We start from the raw sequence: 24,118 nt of genomic DNA, 5'->3' as shown, positions 1-24,118 counted from the left end.
GAAAGCCGATATGGAAAAACCGATGAGCTGGTCCGCCCACGAACTGTCGATGACGGTGCTGATGACCCCCGACATGGCCAACTTCTCCGGCAACGTGCACGGCGGCACCATCCTGAAATACCTCGACAGTGTCGCCTACGCCTGCGCCTGCCGCTACTCGGGCAGCTACGTGGTGACCCTGTCGGTCGACCAGGTGATGTTTTTGCAACCGATCCACGTCGGCGAGCTGGTCACCTTCCTGGCCTCGGTCAACTACACCGGGCGCACCTCGATGGAGGTGGGCATCCGCGTGGTGACGGAGAACATCCAGCAGCGCCTGGTGCGCCACGCCAACAGCTGCTACTTCACCATGGTGGCGGTGGACGAGCAGCGCAAGCCGGTGCAGGTGCCCACGCTGGTGCCGGAGTCGGCCGAACAGGTGCTGCGCCACCAGCAGGCCCAGCTGCGCAAGCAGGCGCGCCAGATGGTGCACGGCGCCAAGAAGGCCGGCGCGCCGGCCTAGCGCGGCGGGCGGGGGCAACGGCGGGCGGACGGCGCCGGGCGCCTAGGCGAAGGCGGTCGACGGCGCCAGGTGCTTGCCGTCGCGCAGCATCTGTTCGAACTCGGCGGCCGGCACCGGCGGGCTGAAGTGGAAGCCCTGCATCTGGTCGCAGCCGTTGCGCCACAGATAGTCGAGCTGGCGCGCCGACTCCACCCCCTCGGCCACCACGCGCAGCTTCAGGTTGTGCGCCAGCGCGATGATCGACACGACGATGGCCGCCTCGTCGCCGTCGGCGCCGATGTCGCTGACGAAGGAGCGGTCGATCTTCAGCACGTCGATGGGGAAGCTGCGCAGGTAGGACAGGCTCGAGTAGCCGGTGCCGAAGTCGTCGATCGACAGTGTCAGTCCGAGCGCCTTCAACTGCTGTAGCAGCTCGACCGCCAGCGCGACGTCGCTCATCAGCAGGCTCTCGGTCAGCTCCAGCTCCAGGCAGGCCGGCGCCAGGCCGCTGGCGGCCAGCACGGCGGCGATGGCGGCCGGCAGCCCGGGCACGCCGAACTGGCGCGCCGACAAATTCACCGCCACGCGCAGCGGCCCCAGGCCGGCGGCCAGCCAGGCCTGCGTCTGGGCGCAGGCGCTGGCCAGCACCCAGGCGCCGATCGGCACGATCAGGCCGGTCTCCTCGGCCAGGCCGATGAAGCGCTCCGGCTGCACCATGCCCAGCTCCGGGTGGCGCCAGCGCAGCAGCGCCTCCATGCCGACGATGCGGCCGCTGTCGAGGTCGAGCTGGGGCTGGTAGTACAGCACCAGCTCGTCGCGTTCGAGCGCCTTGCGCAGCGCGCCCTCGATGCGCAGCCGTTCGAGCGCCGCCTCGTTCATCGACGGCTGGTAGAACTGGGTGTTGTTGCGGCCCAGCTTTTTTGCGCAGTACATGGCGATGTCGGCGTGCTCGATCAGGTGCTGGGCCGGCGCGCCGTCGGCCTGGTGGACGGCCACGCCGATGCTGCAAGTGACGAAGAACTCCTTGCCCTCGAGCAGCACCGGCTGCGCCACGGCGCGCATGATGCGCTCGGTCACCTGCGGCGTCAGCGCCTCGTCCGGGTGTTCGGTCAGCAGGGCGACGAACTCGTCGCCCGACAGGCGGGCCACGGTGTCGCTCTCGCGCACGCTGTCCTGCAGCCGGCCGGCGACGGTCTTGAGCAGCAGGTCGCCGGCCTTGTGGCCCAGGCTGTCGTTGACGAACTTGAAGCGGTCCAGGTCGATCAGCATCACCCATAGCGGGTGGCCGCTGCGGTTGGCGTAGGCCACCGCCTGGCCCAGCCGGTCCTGCAGCAGCACGCGGTTGGGCAGGCCGGTCAGCACGTCGTGGTGGGCGATGTGCTGGATGTGCTGCTCGGTCAACTTGCGCGCGGTGATTTCGCTGCCGGTGCCACGGTAGCCCTGGAAGGCGCCGGCGGCGTCGAACACCGGCTCGCCGCTGGTGCTGAACCAGCGCGCCACGCCGTCCAGGCCGACCAGCGAGTATTCCAGGTCGTTGAAGGGCAGGTGGGCCTCGAGCCGGGCGATGTGCTCGCGGCCCCAGCCCGCCGCGCGCATCTCGGCGTTGTTGTCCCAGCGCGTCAGGCCGAGGAAGCGCTCGCGCGGCAGGTGGCCCTTGTCGAAGAAGCCGTCGGTGATGTGGGTGAAGCGGAAGGCGGCGTCCTGCTCCCAGTACCAGTCCGACGACAGCGCCAGCAGGCGGCGGAAACGGTGCTCGCTGTGCTGCAGCGCCAGTTCGGTGGCCTTGCGGGCGGCGACGTCCTGGCTCAACTGCTCGTTGCTCAGCTGCAGGTCGTGGGTGCGCGCCTCGACCAGCCGTTCGACGCCGCGGCGGCGCTGCGTCAGCGACTGCACCAAGGCGGCCGCCAGGGCGGACAACAGCAGGCCGCCGAGCAGGGTGGCGAGGGAGCCGAGGTGGCCGGCCGGCAGCGGGCGCGGCAGCGCCGTCACCTGCACGTGCCAGGCCTTGCCGGCGGCGTTGAAGCTGCGGGTGAGCACGCTGGCGCCGTCCGGCCAGGGCCAGCGGCGCGGCGCCGCCGCCGGCCCGGGCGGCGCGGCGCCGCCGTCGGCGGGGGCGGGGGCGGCGAGGGCGGCGCGGGCGAGCGGGGCGGACGGCGCCGGGGCGGCCTCGGCCGGCGGGCCGTAGACCAGGTTGTCGGGCCGCGGCGCGTCGCCGGTGTAGACGCGCAGGCGCAGCCCGGCGTCGTCGAGCAGGCCGGCGCCGAGCAGGATCTTGTGCACCAGGTCGGTCGAGCGTATCACCGCGCCGGTGTTGCCGATCCAGGCGGCGCGGCGCTGCTGCGCCGTGGCGCTGGGCGCGCCGGCGCGGAACAGCGGCATCAGCAGCACGAAGCCCTGCTGCCCGCCGCGCTCCTGGGCCAGGCGCAGCAGCGGGCTGGCGGTGACCAGGCCGCTGGCCACCGCCTGCTCGATGGCGCCGCGCAGCGGCCCGTTGGGCGCCAGGTCGAGGCCGAGGGCGGCCTCGTTGCCCTGGTAGGGTTCGAGGTAGTCGACCACGATGTGCAGCGGGCGCGGTCGCACCGGCACCAGCGCGCCACGGTCGCCCTCGGCCCGCTCGCGCATGCGGTGGCCGGGCAGGCGGGCCGCCAGCGCCGCCTCGTAGGCCGGCCGCTCGGCCTCGCTCAGCGCGCGCTGGTAGTTGAAGGCCTGGATGAAGGGGTGGCGGCGCAGCAGCGGCAGGGTGAAGTCGCGGAACTGCTCGCGGCTGGGCTGGCCGAAGGTCTTGAACAGGTCGTTGGTGATGGTGAGCAGCTCGACGGCCTCGTCCAGGCCGCGGCGCAGCGCCGCCACGCGCAGCTCGGCGCGCTGCCGGAAGCCCAGCTCGAAGGTCTCGACCTCGAGCGCGCCGACGGCGGCGCACAACAGCGCCGTCGCGGCCAGGCCGGCGCCCAAGGTCAGCGCGGCGGCGGCCGAGAGGGCGGATCGCTTGCTGCGGTGCGGCATCGGGCTTCCTTGTGAAGTGAAAGTATGCTGCCGTCCAGTGTGTCACAAAAGCCCGCCGGCGTGGTTTTAGTCGCGCCCGCCGCGGCGCAGCCGCCACACCACCCAGTGCGCCAGCAGGCGGTTCAAGGGCGCCAGCCCCAGGCCCTGGCAGCGCGCCACCCGGCGCAGCGCGGCCAGCGCCGGCGACGGCGCGCCGCCCTTGACGGCGAACAGCAGGCGGTTGTTGCCGGCGATGCCGCGGAACTGGCACAGGCGGTCGGCGAAGGCCATGCGCAGGCGCCGCCGCATGGCCGGGAAGTGCGGGTCGTAGCTGAACATGTTGGCCACCAGCACGCCGCCGGGGCGCAGCGCGCGGCGGCAGTCGGCGTAGAAGCGGGCGCTGGCCAGCGCCGGCGGCAGGCCGTCGGCGTCGAAGCCGTCGACCAGCAGCACGTCGGCGCTGTCGGCCAGGGCGGCCATGTGGCGCGCCGCGTCGACGCAGACGATGCGCAGGCGCGCGTCGTCGGGCGGAATGGCGAACTGCTCGCGCAGGGCGATCACGTCGGCGCGCAGTTCGAGCACGGTGATGCGGCTGTGCGGCAGGTAGCGGTGGCAGAACTTGACCAGCGAGCCGCCGCCCAGGCCGACCATGACGATGTGCTGCGGGCGCGGCTGGAACAAGGTGAAGCACATCATGGCGCGGGCGTAGGCCAGCACCAGCTGGTCGGGGCGCGACAGGCGCATCTCGCTTTGGATCATGCCGGGCAGGAATTCGAGCGAGCGCAGGTCGCCGTCGGTGCGGACCAGCGGTGTGGCGGCGGGCGATTGGGGCTGCGGGTTCATGGCTTCACACATGCTAGCTTGTTGCCAAGCGTGGGTTTCTGATAAGCTGGGGCAATACGTCTTGGCGCCGGCGCTACGATCTTAGCATGGCGCCGGCGACCGTTGCGGCGGCGCGCATGCGGCGGCGGGCCGCCGGATGGCATTTACAGACGGAAAATTTGTAGGTACATTGACAGCACAGCAGCCGCCGCGTCCGACGGCCCCCTTGGAGCGAAGAAGAGAGAGAGCGATGTTTTTAGACCACCCCACGATTACCGCCACCAACAGCTTCACCGAGCCGGACCGGATCGAGCGGCTGACCCGCGTCTACGGTTATGTGATGGCGCTGGCCGACTCGGCGGGCAACACCCATTTCGTCGAGAAGTTCAGCCAGATCCACGACCACAAGGGCACGCTCATCGTCTTCTGGCACGACGCCCCGACCGAGGACGAGAAGTCCTTCTTCGCCAAGGCCTGGGCCAGCAAGGTCGGCGACGGCAGCAGCAACGTCGAACACGAAGTCTGACCGGCGGCCGGCGCGCGCCGCCGGCCGCCCCCGCGCCGGCGCCATGGCGCCGGCCGAACCTGCCCCCTCCCATGGATATAAAAACACTGATTTTGGCGCTGGCGCTGGGCAATCTGAGCCTGTGCGCCGCGTTGTTCTTCTTCGAATACGAGCGCAGCAAGCGCTTCGGCCTGTCGACCTGGGCGCTGGCCAAGCAGTGCCAGGCGGCCGCCTGGCTGCTGCTGTACCTGCGCGGCAGCATCCCCGAGGTGCTCAGCGTGCCGGTCGCCAACGGCCTGTTGTTCGCCGGCGTCGCCCTCGACGCGGCGGCGCTGTGGGGCGCCGTCGGCCGGCCGGTCTGGCGCCGCTTCCTGCTGCCGGCCCTGCTGGTGGCCCAGGCCGCCTTCGTCGGCGCCTGGCTGTTCGACGCGCCGGCGCCGGTGCGGGTGGCCGCCGGCGCGCTGATCGTCGCCGGCTTCTTCCTGGCCGGCGCGCTGGCGCTGGCGCGGCGCTGGCGCCACAACAGCCTGCTGCAACGCTTCCTCGCCGCCAGCATGCTGGCGCTGGGCCTGGCGCTGGCCCTGCGCGGCCTGCTGGCGGCCGGCCTGGCGCCGGGCGGCGGCCCGGACGGCGGCTTCGGCGCGGGTTTGGGTGAAACCTTGTTGCAGTGGCTCGGCTTCGGCGTGCTGTATATGATGATGCTGGTCAACGCCTTCGGCTATCTGTTGCTGTCGCGCCAGCGCCTGCAGGACCAGCTCGACCTGCTCGAGGTGCAGGACGCGCTGACCGAGGTGCCCAACCGGCGCGGCTTCTACCAGGCGCTGGCGCCGTGGATGGCGCTGGCGCGCCGGCCCGGCATGCCGACCGCGCTGATCATCCTCAACCTCGACCATTTCAAGCGGGTCAACGACAACTACGGCCACCCGGTGGGCGACGCCGTGCTCAAGAGCATGGTCGAGGTGTGCAAGAAACAACTGCGCGACAGCGACCTGATGGGCCGCCTGGGCGGCGCCGAGTTCGCCGTCCAGCTGCCGCGCACCTCGCTGGCCGACGCCCTGATGGTGGCCGAGCGCATCCGCAACGCGGTGGCCGCCGTGCCGGTCAAGACCGAGCGCGCCGTCATCAACCTGACGGCCAGCCTGGGCGTGACCACCATCCGCGCCGAGGACAGCACGGTGAGCCTGTTCAAACGGGCCGACGCAGGCATGCAGCAGGCCAAGCGCGACGGCCGCAACCGCGTCGCCGAGGCGCGCGCGGCCAGCCCGCTGGAGGCCTGAGGCGGGCCGCGCCGGGCGCTGTTGCGCGGCGCGCGGCGCACTGGACAAACGTCATCAAGCGGTCATAATCGACGCTTACTGTATAAGAATTTTTGTCGTCATGGACATCGCAAGCCTTTGTGGTCGTTCTTAGAGAGAGGCTGGTATGTACGCAGCAGTAGATTTGGGCTCCAATAGTTTCCGCCTGCACATCGGCCAGCACGACGGCGAGGCGATCCGCGTACTCAAAAGCATGCGCGAGCCGATCCGCCTGGCCGCCGGCCTCGACGCCGACGGCAACCTGACCGAGGCGGCCATGCAGGCCGCCCTCAGTTGTCTGAAGAATTTCCGCGCCACGCTGGCCGGCTACGAGCTCGAGGCGGTGCGCGTGGTGGCCACCTCGGCGATGCGGGTGGCGCGCAACTCGGCGGCCTTCCTGCCGGCGGCCGAACTGGCCATCGGCTACCCGATCGAGATCATCTCCGGCGAGGAGGAGGGCCGCCTGATCTACATGGGCGTGGCCAACGCCCTGGCCACGCCGGGCGAGCGGCGCCTGGTGATGGACATCGGCGGCGGCTCCACCGAGCTGATCCTTGGACGCGGCCAGGACATCGAGCGGGTCGAGTCGTTCAGCCTGGGCACCGTCAAGCAGAGCCTGTTGTTCTTCGTCGGCGGCCGCATCGACGCGCCGTCCTTCGAGGCGGCCATCCTGTCGGCGCGCAGCCACTTCGAGGACGCCGCGCCGCCCTACCATCCACAGCACTGGAAGCAGGCCTACGGCTCTTCGGGCACGATCCGCACCATCGCCGACATCATCGCCAAGAACAAGCTGGGCAAGGGCGACCTGTCGGCCGCCAGCCTGGAGGCGCTGAAACAGCGCTTCATCGCCTTCGGCCACGTCTCCAGGATCGAGATGGCCGGGCTGCGGCCGGACCGCGCCTCGACCATCATCGGCGGCCTGGCGATCCTGATCGCCATGGTGCACGAGCTCGACATCCCGGCCATGCAGCCGATCGAGGCCGGCCTGCGCATGGGCGTGATGTGGGACCTGTACCTGCGCTCGACCAAGCGCGACCGGCGCGAGCAGTCGGTGCGCGGCCTGGCGCAGAAGTTCCACGCCGACGCCGGCCGCGCCGGCCGCGTCGCCGAGGACGCGGCGGCGCTGTACCTGCAGATGAAGCCGGCCTCGGACACCTACAGCCGCCTGCTCTACTGGAGCGCGCTGCTGCACGAGGTGGGCCTGGTGGTGGCGCAGACCGGCTACCACAAGCACGCCGCCTACCTGGTCGAGAACGCCGACCTGCCCGGCTTCACCACCCGCGAGCAGAAGGCCATGAGCCGCCTGGTCCTGGCGCAGAAGGGCAACCTGCGCAAGGTGGCCGACGCGCTGGCCGACCCCGACTTCGCCAAGGCGGTGGTGGCGCTGCGCCTGGCCATCCTGTTCATGCACTCGCGCATCGAGCTCGACTGCGCCGAGCTGAAGCTGCGCATGAAGAGCCGCATCGAGCTGGAGATCCGCCGCGACGTGGTCAGCGACCATCCGACCGTGTCGTACTGGATGGAGAAGGAGCAGGAGCTGTGGGACGAGGTGGGCGTCGACTTCAGCATCCGCGCCAACGGCTGAGTTTGCTGGGTTTGCCGAGTTTGCCGCGCGGCGTTTGTCGGCGGATTGACCAGCCGCGCCGCCGGCCCCGCCAATATTGTTGGGGCGGCATACTTTTCCCCTCCGGATTTGCTTACACTAGACATGCGCGCCGGCTTTTCGCCGGCGCTTGAGAACCGGGGGGCATCGATGAGGATCTGGCGGAATGCGCGCCGCGCGGCGGCGCTGGGCCTGGGCCTGGGCCTGCTGGCCGGGGCGGCCGGGCCGGCCAAGGCGGCCGCGCCGGCGGCGCCGCCGGTGGTCAGCCTGTGCTTCGAGCGGCAGGACGTGCCGCCGTGGCGCACCGAGGCCGGCGGCGGCCTCAATTTCGCCCTGCTCGGCATGGTGGCGCGCAGCCTCGACATCCGTTTCGACTTTCAAAGCATGCCGTGGAAGCGCTGCCTGGCGCAGCTGCAGGCCAACCAGGTCGACGGCGCCTTCGCCGTCAGCTACAAGCCGGACCGGCGCGCCATCGGCGAATACCCGGGCGGCGCCCAGGCCGACGCCAGCAAGCGCATGCACATCGACCGCTACGTCCTGCTGCGCCGCAAGGGCGGCGCCGCCGACTGGGACGGCAAGGCCTTCCACCACATCGACGGCGCCATCGGCTTCCAGCTCGGCTACTCGGTGGGCGACATGCTGCGCGCGAGCAACGTCGAGGTCGACGAGGGCAGCCAGCGCGCCGACGAGCTGGCGCGCAAGCTGACCGCCGGCCGCCTGGCCGCCGCCGCCCTCGGCGGCAGCGACGCCGCCGGCATCATGCGCGGCCCGCTGGCGGCCCAGCTGGAGATGCTGCCGGCGCCGCTGATCGAAAAACCCTACTTCCTGATCCTCTCGCACGCCCTGGTGGCGGCGCGGCCGCAGCTGGCCGAGCGGATCTGGCGCGGCGTCGAACAGGCGCGCAACAGCGCCGAGTACCGGCGCCTCGAGCTGGCCGCGGGAGCCGGCCATTGATCCGACCCTGGCCGGCGGCGGCGACGAGAGCGGCGGCGAGACCGGCGGCGGCCCGCTGGCGCGCCTGGCGCGCGCCTGGCGCCAGGACATCCTGCTGCGCCTGGCGGTCGGCATCTTCCTCGCCGTCGCGCTGTCGACGGCGGTCTACACCACCTACGTGATGCAGTCCCTGCGCAGCGAGGCCGAACAGCAGCTGCGCGAGCGCGCCGAGCGGCTGGCGGCGGTGCTGTCGCAGGCGCTGGCGCGGCCGCTGTTCGACATCAACAGCGCCGCCGTGGCCAGCGTGGTCGACGCCTCCGGCGCCACCCCCGAGGTGCTGACGCTGCGCGTGCTGGCGCCGGGCGGCGCCGAGCTGGCCAGCTACGTCGCGCCGCTGGGCGCGCCCGAGGCCGCGCTGCGCCTGCGCCGCGAGATCGAGTTCAGCGACGCGCGCCAGAGCTACCCGGTGGGCGCCATCGAGCTGGCCTTCTCGCGCCGCCAGATCGACGCCGAACTGCGCCGCCAGATCGTCGGCACGGTGCTGGCCAACCTGCTGCTGGCGCTGGCCATCGTGCTGTCGATCATCCTGGTCGGTCGCAAGGCGATGCGGCCGTTCGGCGACATCCAACGGGCCCTCGAGCGGCTCAGCCAGGGCCACACCGACATCGAGCTGTCCGGCATCGGCCGGCAGGACCAGATCGGCCGCCTGTCCGGCGCCGTGCGCAGCTTCCGCGACACGCTGACCCGCCTGCGCCACGCCGAGGGCGCGCTGCGCCAGTTGAACGGCGAGCTCGAACAGCGCATCGCCGAGCGCACCCAGGAGCTGACGCGCTCGGTGCGGGCGGCGCAGGACAGCCAGGACAAGCTGCAGAGCATCGTCGACACGGCGCTCGACGCGGTGGTGCGGATCGACCTGGACGGCCGCATCGTCGGCTGGAACCGCCAGGCCGAGGCGACCTTCGGCTGGTCGCGCGAGCAGGCGCTGGGGCGCGCCGTCGACACCACCATCATGCCGCCGCGCTTCCGCCAGGAGCACCGCCGCGGCATGCAGCGCTTCCTCGACGGCGGCAGCGGCAAGGTGCTCGACAGCCGCATCGAGGTCTACGGCCTGCACCGCGACGGCCACGAGTTCCCCATCGAGCTGGCGATCACCCACGTCAAGCTGGCCGAGCCGGGCTGCTTCGAGTTCTGCGCCTTCATCCGCGACATCAGCGAGCGGCGCGAGCGCGAGCACAAGCTGCTCAAGGCCAACGTGCTGGCCGAGGCGGCCAACGTCGCCAAGTCCGAGTTCCTGGCCAACATGAGCCACGAGATCCGCACGCCGATGAGCGCCATCATCGGCATGGCCTACCTGAGCCTGCGCACCGAGCTCACGCCCAAGCAGCGCGACTACATCGGCAAGATCCACCGCGCCGCGCTGGCGCTACTGGGCATCATCAACGACATCCTCGACTTCTCCAAGATCGAGGCCGGCCGGCTCGACCTCGAGCAGGTCGCCTTCAACCTCGACGACGTGCTGGCCAACGTCGCCAGCGTGACCGCCCAGCGCGCCGCCGAGAAGCAGCTCGAATACCTGTTCGACGTGGCGCCGGCCGTGCCGCGCCAGCTGCTGGGCGACCCGCTGCGCCTGGGCCAGGTGCTCATCAACCTGGTCAACAACGCCGTCAAGTTCACCGCCAGCGGCGAGCTCGAACTGCGCTGCACGGTGCTGGCCAACGAGGGCGGCCGGGTCGCGCTGCGCTTCGCCGTGCGCGACACCGGCATCGGCATGGCGCCGCAGGACCAGGCCAAGCTGTTCCGCGCCTTCAGCCAAGCCAACGGCTCGACCAGCCGCGAGTACGGCGGCACCGGCCTCGGGCTGTCGATCTCGCAGCGCCTGGTGCGCCTGATGGGCGGCGAGATCAGCGTGCACAGCACGCCCGGCCAGGGCTCGACCTTCCAGTTCGAGCTGGCCTTCGCGCTGTCCGGCGCGGCCGAGCCGCCCGCCGTGCTGCCGGCCGCGCTGAACGGCGCCCGCCTGCTGCTGGTCGACGACAGCCCGGTGGCGCTGCAGATCCTCGCCGAGGCGCTGGCCCCGCTGCCGCTGCGGCTCGACCGCGCCGGCGGCGGGCCCGAGGCGCTGGCCGCCATCGCCGCCGCCGAGCGCGCCGACGACCCCTACCTGCTGGTGCTGTGCGACTGGCTGATGCCCGGGCTGGACGGCATCGCGCTGGCGCGCCGGGTGCGCGCCGACGCCACGCTGCGGCGGCCGCCCGGCATGGTGCTGGTGACCGCCTTCGGCCGCGAGGAGGTGCAGCAGCAGGCCGACGACGCCGGCATCCTCGGCCTGCTGTTCAAGCCGATCGGCCAGTCGGCCCTGGTCGACAGCCTGGTCGCGCTGGTGGCGCCGCCGCGCGCCACGCGGGCCGCCGGCGAGCCGGCCGTCGGCCCGCGCTACGGCGCCCGCGTGCTGCTGGTGGAGGACAACCCGATCAACCAGCAGATCGCCGCCGAGCTGATGGCGGTGCAGGGCATCAGCGTCGACGTCGCCGGCAACGGCCAAGAGGCGCTCGAGCGCCTGCGCGGCGCCGGCCCGCAGGCCTACGCGCTGGTGCTGATGGACCTGGAGATGCCGCTGCTCGACGGCCACGCCGCCACCCGCCTGCTGCGCCAGGACCACCGCTTCGACGCCCTGCCGGTGATCGCCATGACGGCGCACGCGCTGGCCGACGTGCGCGAACGCTGTTTGGAGGAGGGCATGCAGGACTACATCAGCAAGCCGGTCGACCCGGAACAGCTGTTCGCCACGCTGTCGCGCTGGCTGGGCGGCGACTTCCGGCCGCCGGCCGCCGCACCATTCTGATCGTCGACGACACGCCCGACAACATCACGCTGCTATCGGCCTTGTTGAAGGACCGTTACCACACCAAGGTGGCCAACAGCGGCGCCGCCGCCCTGCACATCCTGCGCACGCTCGGCACGGTCGACCTGATTTTGCTCGACGTGATGATGCCCGAGTTGGACGGCTACGGAGACCTGCCGCCGACTGAAGGCCGATCCGGCCACCGCCGCCATCCCGGTGATCTTCCTCACCGCCAAGAAGCGCGCCGAGGACGAGGCCGAGGGCAGGGCGCTGGGCGCGGTGGATTTCTTGAGCAAGCCGATCAACCCCGGCGTGCTGTTCTCCCGCGTCGCCATGCACCTGGCGCCGCGCAACGCGTTGCGCGCGCCCGACTAGCAGATTGTTCGATGCGGCAGGGGAATAATTGGTGGTTGCATGACATTGCTCAAACACATTTTTGATAAATAGTATATATTGTTTATATTGTTGAAAAAAATGGAGTAAATATGAACAAGCCTATCGCCGCCAAGGCCACCGCCAGCAACACCAACGCCAACGCCAACGGCATGGACGCGCCGTTGCCCGTGGTCGCCACGATTGAAACCATCGACACCGCCGCCGCCACGCCGCCGGCCCGCAAGGCGCCGGTGCGCAAAGCCGCCGTGAAAGCGGCACCGGCCAAGGCCGCCGCCAAGCCGGTCGCCGCCCAAGCCGCCGTCAAGGTTGCCGCCAAGCCGGCCGCCAAGGCCGCCGTGAAGCCGGCGGCGAAGGCAGCTGTCAAAACGGTCGCCGCCAAACCGGCCGCCAAGGCGGCCACCAAGGCGGTCGCCAAACCTGCGGCGAAGAGCGTCAAGCCGGCCGCCAAGCCGGCCGCCAAACCGGCCGCAAAAACCGCCGCCAAGTCGGCAGTGAAGGCCGCGCCGGCCAAGACCGCCGCCAAGGTCGCCGCCAAGCCGGTCGACGCCGCCAAGGATAAACCGCACAAGGAAAAACTGGTGCGCGACAGCTTCACCATGCCGGAGCAGGAATACGCCGTGCTGGGCCTGGTCAAGAAAGCCTGCCTGAAGGCCGGCTTCGAGATCAAAAAGAGCGAATTGCTGCGCATCGGCGTCGCGTTGATCAGCCAGATCGACCTGGCCACGCTGCAGAATGTGTTGGCAGCCTTGCCACAGTTGAAAACCGGCCGGCCGAAGAAAAACTGAGTGTGTACATGTCACGGAGATGACATATTGTTGTCATTTTCTTTGAAGTATTAGGCCGTTACGCTTGCTTCGTCTCCCACAGAAAGGACGAAGCATGCAAACCTCGATCGTACAAGCGCACGTCAGGGCAACCTCGGCCAAGCTGGTTTTGAGCATGGCCAGCACACCGGAAGAACTGCACGAAGTGCAGCGCTTGCGTTACAAGGTGTTCATCGAAACCATGGGACTGTCGTCGTTGGCCAGGGAAGATGGCCTGGACAGCGACGAATTCGACGAGCATTGCGATCACTTGATCGTACGCGACTCGGACACGCTCCTGGTGGTTGGCACCTATCGCCTGTTGAGCGCCACGCGGGCCCGCAAGATCGGCCGCGTCTACTCCGAAAACGAATTCGACCTCGGTCGCCTGAACAACCTGCGCGGTCGCATGGTGGAGGCGGGCCGCGCCTGCATCCATCCCGACTACCGTGGCGGCAGCGTCATCATGCTGCTGTGGTCCGGCCTGGCCGAATACATGCGCCGCGAACGCTGCGACTACCTGGTCGGCTGCGCCAGCATCAGCCTGGCCGACGGCGGCCACAACGCGGTGGCGGTGTACCAGTCGCTGTCGGCGCGCCACATGGCGCCGATGGAGTACCGCGTCACGCCGCACCTGCCGTTCCCCATCGACAAGGTCGCGCCGGCGCTCAAACCGCAGATTCCGCCGCTGGTCAAGGGCTACCTGCGTTCGGGCGCCTGGATCTGCGGCGATCCGGCCTGGGACCCCGACTTCGAAAGCGCCGACCTGTTCCTGATGCTGCCGCTGGCCAATCTGGACACCCGCTACGCCCGCCACTACGGCGTCGACGGCGAGGCCGCCGCCGCTTGATCCGGCGCCCGTCGCCAGGGGGCGCGGTTTGCCCCCCTGGCGCCGCCACTGTTGCACAGCAACGTCATGGCCTTGTAATAATTGCCATTTTGATCTGAGTCTATGTTATCGTAAATACATGTCATTTTATTCATTGTTTGATGGAAATGATGTGTTCGCGTCACGGCGGCCTTTCCGTCGCCGCGCGCAACGGGTAGGCCGGGACTGCGTCCGCCGTCTCGGAAATTGACTCTGCTGATGGAGGTTTACACATGGCTGTATCGTTCAAATCCGCTTTGAAGCCGACTATGCTCGCCGCTGTGGCATTGAGCCTGGGCGCCAGCGCCTCGGCCGCCTCGCTGACCGAAGACTTCGACGGCGGCGTGCCCGCCGACTGGGTCAAGGTCAACAATAGTGATCCGCTAGGCAGCACCGACTGGTTCCAGGGCAATCCTCTGGTGTTCGATTCGCACCAGGGCGCGGCCAACTCCTACGTCGCCGCCAACTTCAACGCCGGCGCCAACGTCGCCAACATCAGCGACTGGCTGATCCTGCCGACCCAGGTCTTCAACAACGGCGACAAGCTGTCCTTCTTCAGCCGCACCGCCGACCAGTCGTTCTGGCCGGACAAGCTGGAGGTGCGTTTCAGCGCCGTCGGCGGCAATGACGTGGGCCACACCTCGGACAGCGTGGGCACCTTCACCACCTTGCTGTTGACGATCAACCCCGGTCAGGACCGTTCGCGTATCCCGAGCAGTGGACCCAGTTCGGCGCCACCATCAACGGCCTGTCGGGCGCCACCAGCGGCGCGCTGGCGTTCCGCTACGTGGTCGAGGACGGCGGCCCGAACGGCGACTATTCCAACTTCATCGGCATCGACACCTTGCAGGTCAGCGCCGTGCCGGAGCCGAGCAGCTATTTGATGCTGGGCCTCGGCCTGGGCCTGATCGGCGTGCTGCGCCAGCGCCGCGCCCGCGGCTAGACGGCACCGCGCCGCGGCCACGCCATGGCGGCGGCGGCCGCGGCGCGCGGCAGTAGCGCCGGCGCGCGTTCAGCGCGCGCCGGCGGCGATCTGGCCCACTGCCCGCACCAGCGCGTCGAGTTGCTCGATGCTGGTGAACAGGTGCGGCGTGACGCGCACGCATTCCTCCGCGCCGATCGCGCGCACCACCGTGAAAATCCGATACTCCTCCATTAGCCGCGCCACCACCCGCTGCGCCGCCACGCCCTCGATGCCGAAGGCGGCGATGGCGCAGGAGCGCTGTGGCGCGCGCGGCGTGAACAGGCGCACGCCGGGCACCTCGCGCAGCCGCGCCATCCAGTACTGCGTCAGATGGCGCAGGCGCGCCTCCTTGCGCGCCGAGCCGATGGCCTGGTGGAAGGCCAGCGCGTCCTCGATCGCCAGGATGGGCGCCGGCGGCACCGTGCCGACGTGGGCCAGCTTGTTGATGTCGTCGGCGCCGCGGCGCGTGTCGCCGAACAGCGGCGCGATGTCGGCCACGCGCGGGCGGCGGATGTACAGCAGGCCCAGGCCGAGCGGCGCGCCGAGCCACTTGTGCAGGTTGACGCCGACGAAATCGGCGCCCAGCTCGGCCAGCCGGTAGTCCAGCTGGGCGAAGGAGTGGGCCGCGTCGACCATCACGTCGACGCCGTGGCGCCGCGCCATCGCGGCGATCTTCGCCACCGGCATGATCTGGCCGGTGCGGTGCACCATGTGGGTCAGCAACAGCACCCGGCTGCGCGGCGTGAGCGCCGCCTCGTACCGCGCGACGATCTGCTCGTCGCTGTCCGGCTCGAGCGGCAGCGTCAGGCGGGTCAGCGCCAGCGCGTGGCGCGCGGCGACCATCTCCAGCGTCTCGATGACGCTGTCGTAGTCGTGCTCGGCCAGCACCACCTCGTCGCCGGCCCGCCACGCATAGCCCTGCAGCAGGATGTTGAGCGACTCCATCAGGTTGCGCGTCAGGACCAGCTCGCCCGTGTCGGCGCCGGTGAACTCGGCCAGCGCGCGCATTACGCCGGCCAGCCGCGCGGGGAAGCGTTCGCGCAGGAAATAGGCGCCCTCCAGGTTGAGCTGTTCCTGGTAGCGCTGGAAGGCTTGCAGCACCGGCGTCGCCTGCACGCCGAAGAAGCCGTTCTCCAGGTTGATGAAGTCGGCCGAGACGGCGTACTGGGCGCGCACGCCGATCCAATAGGCCTCGTCCTGGGCGGGGTGGTTGGCGGGCGATGGCTTCAAAGGGGCTCCTGGCTGGTCGGTGGATGGTGGGACGGTTGGCTCGGCAATTGTACTAGCTCCTCGGCGCCCCGGCCCCGGCCCCGGCCCCGGCCGAAATCGCTGTGCAAACACCAACAGCCGTCCTATTTTGGATGGCGTTGCGGAAACCTGTTCCGGAACGCGCTTGACGTCGACGCGCGCGCGGCGCTAGCATGGGCCGGTCGCCATGCAGTGTTGGCCTGGGTGCGGGGAATCAAGAATGCGCTTGCGATCGCTCCTGTTGCTGCTGTGGCTGGCGCTGCCCGTGTCGGCGGCGGCGCCGTTGCCCGCCACCGCGCGCCTGGCCTCGGACGACTGGTGCCCGTTCATTTGCGCCAGCCATGGACAGATCAGCGGCGGCTACCTGGTCGACTTGACGACGCAGGCGCTGGCCTTGTCCGGCGTGCAGGTGGAGTCGCTGCTGCTGCCCTTGAGCCGGGCCGTCAGCGAGACGGCGTCCGGCGCCATCGAGGGGGTCTACGCGCCCTCGAGCGACCCGCGTTTGCAGCTGAGCGTGCCGCTGGCCCACTCGCGCGCCTGCTTCTACACCCTGGCCGGCGCCGTCTGGCGCTACCGCGGCGCCGAGTCGCTGGGCGCGCTCAGGGTCGGCGTCATCGCCGACTACGGCTACGACGACGGCGAGATGGACGCCTACATCGCGCGCCACCACGGCGACAGCGCCAGCCTGGCGTTCGCCTTCGGCGACGCCGCCGGCCTGACCAACCTGCAAAAGCTGTTGCGCGGCCGCTTTCCCGTCTGGTTGGAACACGAGGCGGTGGCCAATCAACTCGTCGCCAAGCTCGGCGCGGCGGGCCGGATACGCCAGGCCGGCTGCCTGGCCCAGGCGCTGCCGTTGACGATCGGCTTTTCGGCCCACGACGCGCGCGCCGCGCGCTGGCTGCACGCGCTGGCCGACGGCCTGCGGTCGATGTCGGCCTCGGGCCAGCTGGCGGCGCTGCGCGCGCGTTACCACCTCGCGCCGGACGGGGCCGCTGCCGCTGCGGCGAGCGTGCGGTAATCTGGTTTACGGTGGCCCTTTGATACTGCGCTGGTCAACTGTGGCATAGTTAGGGCAGTATGTGACGGGTATGGAAGCCAAGCGCGCGCGTCGCGCACATGGGAGTAACTCTATGAACGTTACGACAGTAAAGCTTGACTCGTCAGCACATTCATCAACTGCGAATGAGTTGCGGGCGCTTGTAAGTGCCCATGGAATGATGCAAACGAACGCTGGCTTGGCAACTTACGAGCGTGCCATTCTGTTCTTGGAATCATTGCCAGCTGAGCTTACTCCGCCGGAGTTATCGGTGGACCCGGATGGCGAGATTGCCTTCGATTGGATTTCTGGAGACGATGTCCTGTCCGTCAGCCTAAATGCGTCAGGGAAAATTTCCTATGCTGCCGAGATCGGCGGAAAATTGTTGTCCGGCCCAGCCTTCTTTGGCGGAACACTGCCAGAAGAGATACTGGCCGCACTCAGCCACTTTGGATAGCTCGTGGTCGCGCGCGACGACCAGGGCGTCACTGACGACGAATACGTTTCGCGATTCATCTACGATTCGGACAAAGTCTCGCAAACCGGGACGGTTAAGTCTGGTGCTTTTCTCCCCATTCGTGACCGGGTAACGAATCGTTGGGAGACTTCAGTCTGTCGGCTGAAGAACTGTTCAGTTGATCGAATTTGGCACCTCGCCAGAACTCAACGTGCGGACCGAACGCTCTATGCTAGAGCCGATCTTGCCGTCAAATCGGTGATTGCCGCTACCTTGACGTGTGCTTCATATCCTGTCGCGGGCTTCCCGGAGCATGCGGTCCTAGTCGGCTGGCCTGACGACAAACCATCGCAAAAGGCGATAGCGCTTGTGCTGTCAAAGGCCAGCACCGCAGTTCTTCCTCCTGCACTTTGACGGTCCTTGTCGAATGGTCAGGCCGCCCGCAGCAGCACCGGGATCGACTTCGAGGTCGGCGTGCCGGCGCCGTCGGCCACGCTGGCCAGCGGGATCAGCGCGTTGGTCTCGGGGAAGTAGGCGCCAAGGCAGCCGCGCGGGATGTCGTATTCGACCAGCATGAAGCCGTCGGCGCGGCGCTCGACGGCGTCGTCCCAGACGCTGACGATGTCGACCATCTGGCCGGCGGCGAAGCCCAGCAGCGCCAAATCCTCCCGGTGGATGAAGACCACGCGGCGCATGCCGAACACGCCGCGGTAGCGGTCGTCCATGCCGTAGATGGTGGTGTTGTACTGGTCGTGCGAACGGGCCGTCATCAAGGTCATCAGGCGCGCGCCGTGCTTGGCTTTGGCGCGGTGGATCGGCGTGTCGGTGTCGACGGCGCACACCAGGAACTCGGCGCGGCCGCTGGCGGTGCGCCACTCGCGGGCGCGCGAGGCGACCTTCAGGTGGAAGCCGCCCGGCTTGGCGACGCGGGCGTTGAAGTCGTGGAAGTCGTCGAACACCCGTTCGATGGCGTCGCGGATGCGGGCGTAGTCGGCGCCGTACCAAGCCCAGTCGACCGGCGCCTTGCCCAGCGTGGCCTCGGCCAGGCGCGCCACGATGGCCGTCTCCGACAGCAGTTGCGGCGAGGCCGGCGTGTTCATGCCGTAGGACAGGTGCACCATGCTCATCGAGTCCTCCACCGTGACGCCCTGCGCCACGCCGTGCTGCAGGTCGATCTCGGTGCGGCCCAGCGTGGGCAGCAGCAGGGCGGCGCGGCCGTGCACCAGGTGGCTGCGGTTCAGCTTGGTGGCGACGTGCACCGTCAGCACGCAGGCGCGCAGCGCGGCGAAGGTTTGCGGGGTGTCCGGCGTGGCCATGGCGAAGTTGCCGCCCATGGCGAAGAACACCTTGACGCGGCCGGCCAGCATCGCCTCGATGGTGGCGACGACGTCGTGGCCGTGGGCGCGCGGCGGGGTGAAATTGAACACCTGGCCCAGGCGGTCGAGGAAGGCCGCCGTCGGTTGCTCCTCGATGCCCATGGTGCGGTCGCCCTGCACGTTGGAGTGGCCGCGCACCGGGCACAGGCCGGCGCCGAGGCGGCCGATGTTGCCCCGCATCATCATCAGGTTGGACAGCATGCGGATCGTCGCCACGGCGCCCTTGTGCTGGGTCAGGCCCATGCCCCAGGTGGCGATGACCCGCTCGCCCTTGACGTAGACCTGGGCCAGTTGTTCGATCTGCTCGCGCGCCACGCCCGACTCTTCGACCAACTGGCCCCAGTCCTGCCGGCGCAGGTCGGCGGCGAAGGCGGCGAAGCCGTTGCTGTGCTCGGCGATGAAGTCGACGTCGAGCACGCGCGCCGCGCCGGCCAGGCCGGCCCGGCCGGCGGCGGCGACGGCGGCGTCGTCGAGCTCCAGGGTGCGCTTGGCCAGCGCCTTGATCAGGGCGAAGTCGCCGCCCAGCTTGGGCTGGATGAACAGCGAGCCGATCGCCGTGCTGGAGTTGCTCAGCATCTCCAGCGGGTGCGACGGGCTGGTGAAGCGCTCCAGGCCGCGTTCGCGCAGCGGGTTGATCGAGACGATGGCGGCGCCGCGCTTGGCGCACTCGCGCAGCTCGCCGAGCATGCGCGGGTGGTTGGTGGCGGGGTTCTGGCCGAAGATCAGCAGCGTGTCGGCGTGCTCGAAGTCCTCCAGCGTCACCGTGCCCTTGCCGGCGCCGACGGTGGCCGGCAGGCCCGGCTGGTCGGCTCGTGGCACATGTTCGAGCAGTCGGGGAAGTTGTTGGTGCCGTAGGCGCGCACGAACAGCTGGTACAGGAAGGCGGCCTCGTTGCCGGTGCGCCCGGAGGTGTAGAAGGCCGCCTGGTTGGGGTCGGGCAGGGCGTTCAGGTGGCGCGCGACCAGGGCGAAGGCGGCGTCCCAGGCCACCGGCAGGTAGCGGTCGCTGCCGGCGTCGTAGAGCATCGGCTCGGTCAGGCGGCCGTGCTGTTCGAGCGCGTGGTCCGACTGCGCCAGCAGCTCGCTGACGGTGTGGGCGGCGAAGAAGTCGGCCCGCACCCGTTTGCTGGTGGCCTCGGCGGCCACCGCCTTGACGCCGTTCTCGCAGAACTCGAAGGTGGAGGCGTGCTCGCGGTCGGGCCAGGCGCAGCCGGGGCAGTCGAAGCCGTCCGGCTGGTTCTGCGCCAGCAGCGTCTTGTAGTTGCCGCCGCCGACCTTCTCGCGCACCAGGTTGATCGCCACCTGCTTCAGCGCGCCCCAGCCGGCCGCCGCGTGGGGGTAGGGCGCGATGTGTCCCGCCGGTTTGCTCTTGTCCATGCCTGCTGCTCCTGATACCGTGTTGATGTTGGGATGTGCTTGTCGCCCCGCCGGGCGCTGTATAGTGCCTGAATGTTGATTTGAAAACAAGATGGCTCGGCGCAGGCCGTGCGCGCGCTGGGCCGCCTGGTGGCGCGGCTGGCCGACGAGCCCGCGCCGGGAAAGGGGCCGCATGGATGACGAGGTATTGGCCGCCCTGGTCGGCGTGCTCGAACAACTCTGGCGCAGCGAACGCGAGCGGCCCGGCAGGGCCTGCTCGCTGGCTTGGCTGAGCAAGCAGTCGGCGCGCCCGATGAGCGTGCTGCGGCGCCAGCTGGTCCTGCTGGTCGAGGCCGGCTGGGTGGCGCAGACCTTGGCGGAGGAGGGCGGCGGCACGGTGGCGCTGAGCTACGCCGGCCGGCAACTGTGCGCCAGCCTGTTTTAATGGTATTTTTTGCCCCAGCAGGCCTGCCATGCATGGAAGACATCAGGTTGGCGATGCGCTACACTACGATCAACTTCACATGAAGGGAGTGCGCTATGGCAATCCTGAAACACTCACTCGACGATCATCATGTCCTCGGCGCGACCACCACGGATGCGCCGGTCGTGGAAGATACGATTGAAGCCCGTCGGGCGCGTCGTATGGCTGCGTTGAAAAAGGTGGCCGGCATCTGGTCGCAGCGTCCAGACATCCCTGCGGACGGCCTGGAGTATCAGCGCGAACTGAGGTCTGAATGGCGGGCCTAGTTCTTTTCGATACGAATATTCTGATCGACTGGAGCAAGGGTTATGCGGAGGCGTTGACCGAGCTGGCTCACTGGGACAACCCTGGCATCGCAATCATGCAAGCCTCAGCAGAGATTATGTCGGAACGTCGCCGTTTGGGGCCGAAGATCGGGCTGGCGGACGCGATCATTCAAGCTACTGCGGATGTCAAAAAGCTGACGATCATCACCCGCAACACGAAAGACTTCAAGGGTGCCAACGTGCGCGTCCCATACGAACTAAAGACCGTCACAACGGTCAGCGTCGTGAACGTCGACCCTCCAGGCGACACGCCAAACCCGCCACGCTCGGTACGGCTAGCAGTGCCGCGCACCAACTAGCTGGCAGCCCGTAGATCGCCAGCGGTCGCCGGCATGTAGTAGCAACGGCCACTCTCATCAAAACTGCACAATGATATAGGGATCAGCTGCCTTCCTTATTGAACCTCGCCGCCCATTGCAGTGGCGCGAGGGTTGGTCAGCACGCTGTTTTGACTGCAAAAATCGCTTGCGCCCACGAGGCGCCGGGTTTATAGTTCTTGTACTGATCGGTACACACAGTTCCGATCAGTACAATCAACCACTTTGAAAGGCATCAACATGACCATCCGTCCCCCCGTTCCCCCGTTCACCCGCGAATCGGCCATCGAAAAAGTCCGCCTGGCCGAAGACGGCTGGAACAGCCGCAACCCCGGGCGCGTGTCGCTGGCCTACACGGCGGACTGCAAATGGCGCAACCGCGCCGAGTTCGTGCAGGGCCGCGAGGCCATCGTCGGCCTGCTGGCGCGCAAGTGGACGCGCGAGCTGGACTACCGCCTGATCAAGGAATTGTGGGCTTTCGAGGGCAAGCGCATTGCGGTTCGCTTCGCCTACGAATACCATGACGACTCCGGCCAGTGGTACCGCGCCTACGGCAACGAGAACTGGGAGTTCGCCGCCGACGGCCTGATGCAGCACCGCCTGGCCAGCATCAACGAGGCGCCGATCGCGGCGTCCGAACGCAAGTTCCATTGGGACATGAACGCGCCGCGCCCGGCCGACCATCCGGGCCTGAGCGAGTTCGGTTTTTGATTTGAAGGGCAGACAGCAACACGATGGCAAGAACGATCGCAGAACGCAGTGACGTGGTGCCGCGGCTGGCGGAGGTGTTCCGCAGCTACGGCTACGAGGGCGCCAGCCTGGCCCGCATCACCGAGGGCACCGGCCTGGGCAAGGGTAGCATCTACCACTTCTTCCCCGGCGGCAAGGAGGAGATGGCCCAGGCCGTGCTCGACGACATCGACGCCTGGTTCCGCGAGCGGGTGTTCCTGCCGCTGCGCCAGTCCGCCGCGCCGGACGGCGTGGCCGCCATGCTGCGCGCCGTCGGCCAGTACTTCATGTCCGGCCAGCGCGTCTGCCTGGTCGGCGTGTTCGCGCTGGGCCACGAGCGCGACCGCTTCGCCCAGCGCGTGCGCGGCTATTTCGACGAGTGGATCGTGGCGCTGGCCGGCGCGCTCGAGCGCGCCGGCCGCGAGCCCGCGCAGGCGCGCGACCTGGCCGAGGAGGCCGTCGGCGCCATCCAGGGCGCGCTGGTGCTGGCCCGCGCCGCCGGGCAGCCGGCCCTGTTCATGCGCACGCTGGAGCGGGTCGGCCGGCGCCTGGCCTGAGCGTGTCCCCCTTGTTGCGGCAGTTATTTTGTGACAAGATTAAAAAGTTAATCACTTTGCAAGACCAGACAGGCGGGGAGAACACCATGCAACAAGCAAGCGCCACGGCGCCATCCTGCGTCTCGCTGGAACGGCCCGGAGTGGTCGAGTTCGATATTGTGCGCCACCAGGACGGCCAGGCCTTCGGCGCGCGCGACGAGGTGGCCGAGGAGTTCCCGGTCGCCCTGGTCTACAACGGCATCTCCCACGCCGTCATGATGGCCACGCCGCGCGACCTGGAGGAGTTCGCCGTCGGCTTTTCGTTGACCGAAGGCATCGTCGGCTGCGCCAGCGAGATCCACGATCTGGAGGTGTGTTTTGCCGAGGACAGCGCCGAGGTCCGCCTGAGCATCGCGCAACCGGCCTTCCTCAAGCTCAAGGAGCGGCGGCGCGCGCTGGCCGGGCGCACCGGTTGCGGCGTCTGCGGCATCGAGAGCATCGCCCTGCTCGATCTGGCGCCGGAGCGCATCACCCGGCCGCTGGCGCCCTTGGCGGCCGGCGGCGCCGCGCTCGGGCGCGCCGCGCGCGAGCTGCTGCGGCACCAGGAGCTGATGTGCAGAACGGGCGGGGTGCATGCCGCCGCCTGGTGCGCGGCGGACGGCGCGGTGCTCAAGGTGTTCGAGGACGTCGGCCGGCACAACGGCATGGACAAGCTGATCGGCCATCTGGCGCTGCGCCGCATCGCCATGCAGGACGGTTTCGTGTTCCTGTCCAGCCGCGCCAGTTACGAGCTGGTGCGCAAGGCGGCGCGCATGAACATCCCGCTGCTGGCGACCATCTCGGCGCCGACTTCATTGGCCATCAACATCGCGCGCCAGGCCGGCATGCAGCTGGCGAGCTTTTGCCGCCGCGACGGCTTTGTCGACTACACCGCCGGCCAGGCGCGGCCGCCGGCGCCGCTGGCCTGCGTCAAGCCAGCAGCGCCGCCAGCTCCGCCTCGCTGAAGCCGGCGGCGCGGCGCGCCTCGATGTTGAAGGGGCCGCGCAGCTTGGGCGCGCGGTAGCGCTCGACCATGTCGGCGTAGGCCGCCACCGGGTCGAGGCCGCGCTCGGCGCAGACGTGCTGATACCAGCGGTTGCCGACGGCGACGTGGCCGATCTCGTCGCGCAGGATGATGTCGAGGATGGCCGCCGCCGCGTGGTCGCCGGCCTGCTTGAGCTTGTCGCGGATGGGCGGCGAGGCGTCCAGGCCGCGCGCCTCCAGCGTGCGCGGCACCAGCGCCAGGCGGGCCAGGATGTCGTCGCGGGTCTTCTCGGCCATCTCCCACAGGCTGTGGTGGGCGGGGAAGTCGCCGTAGGCGTAGCCCATGCCGCGCAGGTGGGCGTCGAGCATGCTGAAGTGGTAGGCCTCCTCCTTGGCGACGCGGATCCAGTCGCGGTAGAAGGCGTCGGGCATGCCGGGGAAGCGCCACAGGATGTCCAGCGCCAGGTCGACCGCGTTCATTTCGATGTGGGCCAGGGCGTGGATCAAGGTGGCGCGGCCCTCCGGCGTGTGCATCGAGCGTTTGCCCAGCTTGCCCGGCGCCACCAGTTCGGGGCGCGCCTCGCGGCCCGGCACGGTGCGCTCGGTGCCGAGGATGGCGGCGGCGTCGATCGGCAGCGTGGCGTCGATGGCGGCGGTGGCGGCCAGCTTGGCGGCGTAGTTGGCGGTGGTGATGGCGTCTAGGGCTTGTTGTCTTGGCATGGTGCGGTCTCGGGTCA

Annotated in this window: 23 protein-coding genes and 2 pseudogenes; 20 read left to right on the top strand and 5 right to left on the bottom strand. The window is 69.1% G+C overall.

Going from position 1 to position 24,118, the window contains the following annotated elements; translation table 11 throughout:
- The first annotated feature begins 22 nt into the window (after positions 1-22).
- Positions 23-502, top strand: a complete 480-nt coding sequence (locus tag QC826_RS18685) for an acyl-CoA thioesterase (protein ID WP_093390818.1) — start codon at positions 23-25, stop codon at positions 500-502.
- Between the two features lie 42 nt (positions 503-544).
- Here QC826_RS18685 and QC826_RS18680 read toward each other — a convergent pair whose 3' ends face one another.
- Both QC826_RS18680 and QC826_RS18675 read right to left on the bottom strand, forming a co-directional pair.
- Positions 545-3,484 carry an EAL domain-containing protein gene (locus QC826_RS18680; RefSeq protein WP_279761925.1) on the bottom strand — a complete coding sequence of 980 codons (2,940 nt, stop codon included), beginning with the start codon at positions 3,482-3,484 and terminating at the stop codon, positions 545-547.
- A gap of 66 nt (positions 3,485-3,550) precedes the next feature.
- Positions 3,551-4,306, bottom strand: a complete 756-nt coding sequence (locus tag QC826_RS18675) for a transferase spermidine synthase (protein WP_279761924.1) — start codon at positions 4,304-4,306, stop codon at positions 3,551-3,553.
- A 229-nt stretch (positions 4,307-4,535) separates the two neighbouring features.
- Between QC826_RS18675 and QC826_RS18670 the strand changes: the two genes are divergently transcribed.
- From QC826_RS18670 to QC826_RS18620, 11 genes and pseudogenes are all read left to right on the top strand, one after another.
- Positions 4,536-4,811: a hypothetical protein gene (locus QC826_RS18670; protein ID WP_093390791.1), complete on the top strand. Its 276-nt coding sequence runs from the start codon at positions 4,536-4,538 to the stop codon at positions 4,809-4,811.
- Positions 4,812-4,882: 71 nt separating this feature from the next.
- A complete protein-coding gene (locus QC826_RS18665) occupies positions 4,883-6,067 on the top strand; it encodes a sensor domain-containing diguanylate cyclase (RefSeq protein ID WP_279761923.1) in 1,185 nt (394 codons plus the stop codon).
- A 145-nt stretch (positions 6,068-6,212) separates the two neighbouring features.
- Complete coding sequence (locus tag QC826_RS18660; RefSeq protein ID WP_279761922.1) at positions 6,213-7,670, top strand: Ppx/GppA phosphatase family protein; 1,458 nt, start codon at positions 6,213-6,215, stop codon at positions 7,668-7,670.
- A 168-nt stretch (positions 7,671-7,838) separates the two neighbouring features.
- Complete coding sequence (locus QC826_RS18655; RefSeq protein ID WP_279761921.1) at positions 7,839-8,642, top strand: transporter substrate-binding domain-containing protein; 804 nt, start codon at positions 7,839-7,841, stop codon at positions 8,640-8,642.
- A 160-nt stretch (positions 8,643-8,802) separates the two neighbouring features.
- A complete protein-coding gene (locus tag QC826_RS18650) occupies positions 8,803-11,463 on the top strand; it encodes a response regulator (protein ID WP_279761920.1) in 2,661 nt (886 codons plus the stop codon).
- Between the two features lie 41 nt (positions 11,464-11,504).
- Positions 11,505-11,570: pseudogene (locus QC826_RS18645) on the top strand (hypothetical protein); the annotation flags it as partial.
- Between the two features lie 109 nt (positions 11,571-11,679).
- Positions 11,680-11,838, top strand: coding sequence for a hypothetical protein (locus QC826_RS18640; RefSeq protein ID WP_279761919.1), 159 nt, complete (start codon positions 11,680-11,682; stop codon positions 11,836-11,838).
- Positions 11,839-11,948: 110 nt separating this feature from the next.
- On the top strand, positions 11,949-12,644 hold the full coding sequence (locus tag QC826_RS18635) for a hypothetical protein (protein WP_279761918.1): 696 nt from the start codon (positions 11,949-11,951) through the stop codon (positions 12,642-12,644).
- 94 nt (positions 12,645-12,738) lie between these two features.
- Positions 12,739-13,512 carry a GNAT family N-acetyltransferase gene (locus QC826_RS18630; protein WP_279761917.1) on the top strand — a complete coding sequence of 258 codons (774 nt, stop codon included), beginning with the start codon at positions 12,739-12,741 and terminating at the stop codon, positions 13,510-13,512.
- A gap of 287 nt (positions 13,513-13,799) precedes the next feature.
- Positions 13,800-14,414 (top strand): choice-of-anchor J domain-containing protein, encoded by a 615-nt coding sequence (locus QC826_RS18625; protein ID WP_279761916.1) that lies wholly within the window; start codon positions 13,800-13,802, stop codon positions 14,412-14,414.
- Positions 14,375-14,473, top strand: a complete 99-nt coding sequence (locus tag QC826_RS18620; protein WP_279761915.1) for a PEP-CTERM sorting domain-containing protein — start codon at positions 14,375-14,377, stop codon at positions 14,471-14,473. Before QC826_RS18625 ends, QC826_RS18620 begins: the two co-directional genes overlap by 40 nt.
- 69 nt (positions 14,474-14,542) lie before the next feature.
- On the opposite strand, the gene QC826_RS18615 is transcribed toward QC826_RS18620, so the two are convergent.
- A complete protein-coding gene (locus QC826_RS18615) occupies positions 14,543-15,724 on the bottom strand; it encodes an aminotransferase class V-fold PLP-dependent enzyme (protein WP_279761914.1) in 1,182 nt (393 codons plus the stop codon).
- Positions 15,725-15,968: 244 nt separating this feature from the next.
- Between QC826_RS18615 and QC826_RS18610 the strand changes: the two genes are divergently transcribed.
- Positions 15,969-16,760 carry an ABC transporter substrate-binding protein gene (locus QC826_RS18610; RefSeq protein ID WP_279761913.1) on the top strand — a complete coding sequence of 264 codons (792 nt, stop codon included), beginning with the start codon at positions 15,969-15,971 and terminating at the stop codon, positions 16,758-16,760.
- A 112-nt stretch (positions 16,761-16,872) separates the two neighbouring features.
- Positions 16,873-17,235: a hypothetical protein gene (locus tag QC826_RS18605; protein WP_279761912.1), complete on the top strand. Its 363-nt coding sequence runs from the start codon at positions 16,873-16,875 to the stop codon at positions 17,233-17,235.
- Positions 17,236-17,666: 431 nt separating this feature from the next.
- On the opposite strand, the pseudogene QC826_RS18600 reads toward QC826_RS18605, so the two are convergent.
- Positions 17,667-19,987: pseudogene (locus QC826_RS18600) on the bottom strand (FdhF/YdeP family oxidoreductase).
- A 172-nt stretch (positions 19,988-20,159) separates the two neighbouring features.
- Between QC826_RS18600 and QC826_RS18595 the strand changes: the two are divergent.
- From QC826_RS18595 to fdhD, 6 genes are all read left to right on the top strand, one after another.
- Positions 20,160-20,411, top strand: coding sequence for an ArsR family transcriptional regulator (locus QC826_RS18595; RefSeq protein WP_279761911.1), 252 nt, complete (start codon positions 20,160-20,162; stop codon positions 20,409-20,411).
- 95 nt (positions 20,412-20,506) lie between these two features.
- Complete coding sequence (locus QC826_RS18590; protein ID WP_279761910.1) at positions 20,507-20,716, top strand: hypothetical protein; 210 nt, start codon at positions 20,507-20,509, stop codon at positions 20,714-20,716.
- On the top strand, positions 20,704-21,075 hold the full coding sequence (locus tag QC826_RS18585; RefSeq protein ID WP_279761909.1) for a hypothetical protein: 372 nt from the start codon (positions 20,704-20,706) through the stop codon (positions 21,073-21,075). Before QC826_RS18590 ends, QC826_RS18585 begins: the two co-directional genes overlap by 13 nt.
- Positions 21,076-21,333: 258 nt before the next feature.
- The gene (locus QC826_RS18580) at positions 21,334-21,804 is read left to right on the top strand and encodes a nuclear transport factor 2 family protein (protein WP_279761908.1); all 471 of its coding nucleotides are present in this window, start codon (positions 21,334-21,336) and stop codon (positions 21,802-21,804) included.
- A 23-nt stretch (positions 21,805-21,827) separates the two neighbouring features.
- Positions 21,828-22,379 carry a TetR/AcrR family transcriptional regulator gene (locus tag QC826_RS18575; RefSeq protein WP_279761907.1) on the top strand — a complete coding sequence of 184 codons (552 nt, stop codon included), beginning with the start codon at positions 21,828-21,830 and terminating at the stop codon, positions 22,377-22,379.
- Between the two features lie 86 nt (positions 22,380-22,465).
- On the top strand, positions 22,466-23,362 hold the full coding sequence (gene fdhD / locus QC826_RS18570; RefSeq protein WP_279761906.1) for a formate dehydrogenase accessory sulfurtransferase FdhD: 897 nt from the start codon (positions 22,466-22,468) through the stop codon (positions 23,360-23,362).
- Here fdhD and QC826_RS18565 read toward each other — a convergent pair.
- Positions 23,328-24,101 (bottom strand): ferritin-like domain-containing protein, encoded by a 774-nt coding sequence (locus QC826_RS18565; protein ID WP_279766533.1) that lies wholly within the window; start codon positions 24,099-24,101, stop codon positions 23,328-23,330. The genes fdhD and QC826_RS18565 overlap by 35 nt on opposite strands.
- Between the last annotated feature and the right edge of the window lie 17 nt (positions 24,102-24,118).

Source organism: Rugamonas sp. DEMB1 (assembly GCF_029834475.1).
In the GTDB taxonomy this organism is placed as follows: domain Bacteria; phylum Pseudomonadota; class Gammaproteobacteria; order Burkholderiales; family Burkholderiaceae_D; genus Rugamonas; species Rugamonas rubra.
This window is presented reverse-complemented; position numbering and strand designations above follow the sequence as displayed.

Bases quoted from the DNA above. Each gene is read 5' to 3' on its own strand.
- QC826_RS18565 (WP_279766533.1), bottom strand. From the start codon at position 24,101: ATGCCAAGACAACAAGCCCTAGACGCCATCACCACCGCCAACTACGCC.
- QC826_RS18655 (WP_279761921.1), top strand. From the start codon at position 7,839: ATGAGGATCTGGCGGAATGCGCGCCGCGCGGCGGCGCTGGGCCTGGGC.
- QC826_RS18635 (WP_279761918.1), top strand. From the start codon at position 11,949: ATGAACAAGCCTATCGCCGCCAAGGCCACCGCCAGCAACACCAACGCC.
- QC826_RS18625 (WP_279761916.1), top strand. From the start codon at position 13,800: ATGCTCGCCGCTGTGGCATTGAGCCTGGGCGCCAGCGCCTCGGCCGCC.
- QC826_RS18685 (WP_093390818.1), top strand. From the start codon at position 23: ATGAGCTGGTCCGCCCACGAACTGTCGATGACGGTGCTGATGACCCCC.
- QC826_RS18590 (WP_279761910.1), top strand. From the start codon at position 20,507: ATGGCAATCCTGAAACACTCACTCGACGATCATCATGTCCTCGGCGCG.
- fdhD (WP_279761906.1), top strand. From the start codon at position 22,466: ATGCAACAAGCAAGCGCCACGGCGCCATCCTGCGTCTCGCTGGAACGG.
- QC826_RS18670 (WP_093390791.1), top strand. From the start codon at position 4,536: ATGTTTTTAGACCACCCCACGATTACCGCCACCAACAGCTTCACCGAG.
- QC826_RS18675 (WP_279761924.1), bottom strand. From the start codon at position 4,306: ATGAACCCGCAGCCCCAATCGCCCGCCGCCACACCGCTGGTCCGCACC.
- QC826_RS18575 (WP_279761907.1), top strand. From the start codon at position 21,828: ATGGCAAGAACGATCGCAGAACGCAGTGACGTGGTGCCGCGGCTGGCG.
- QC826_RS18650 (WP_279761920.1), top strand. From the start codon at position 8,803: ATGCAGTCCCTGCGCAGCGAGGCCGAACAGCAGCTGCGCGAGCGCGCC.
- QC826_RS18580 (WP_279761908.1), top strand. From the start codon at position 21,334: ATGACCATCCGTCCCCCCGTTCCCCCGTTCACCCGCGAATCGGCCATC.
- QC826_RS18630 (WP_279761917.1), top strand. From the start codon at position 12,739: ATGCAAACCTCGATCGTACAAGCGCACGTCAGGGCAACCTCGGCCAAG.
- QC826_RS18660 (WP_279761922.1), top strand. From the start codon at position 6,213: ATGTACGCAGCAGTAGATTTGGGCTCCAATAGTTTCCGCCTGCACATC.
- QC826_RS18605 (WP_279761912.1), top strand. From the start codon at position 16,873: ATGAACGTTACGACAGTAAAGCTTGACTCGTCAGCACATTCATCAACT.
- QC826_RS18680 (WP_279761925.1), bottom strand. From the start codon at position 3,484: ATGCCGCACCGCAGCAAGCGATCCGCCCTCTCGGCCGCCGCCGCGCTG.
- QC826_RS18665 (WP_279761923.1), top strand. From the start codon at position 4,883: ATGGATATAAAAACACTGATTTTGGCGCTGGCGCTGGGCAATCTGAGC.
- QC826_RS18585 (WP_279761909.1), top strand. From the start codon at position 20,704: ATGGCGGGCCTAGTTCTTTTCGATACGAATATTCTGATCGACTGGAGC.
- QC826_RS18595 (WP_279761911.1), top strand. From the start codon at position 20,160: ATGGATGACGAGGTATTGGCCGCCCTGGTCGGCGTGCTCGAACAACTC.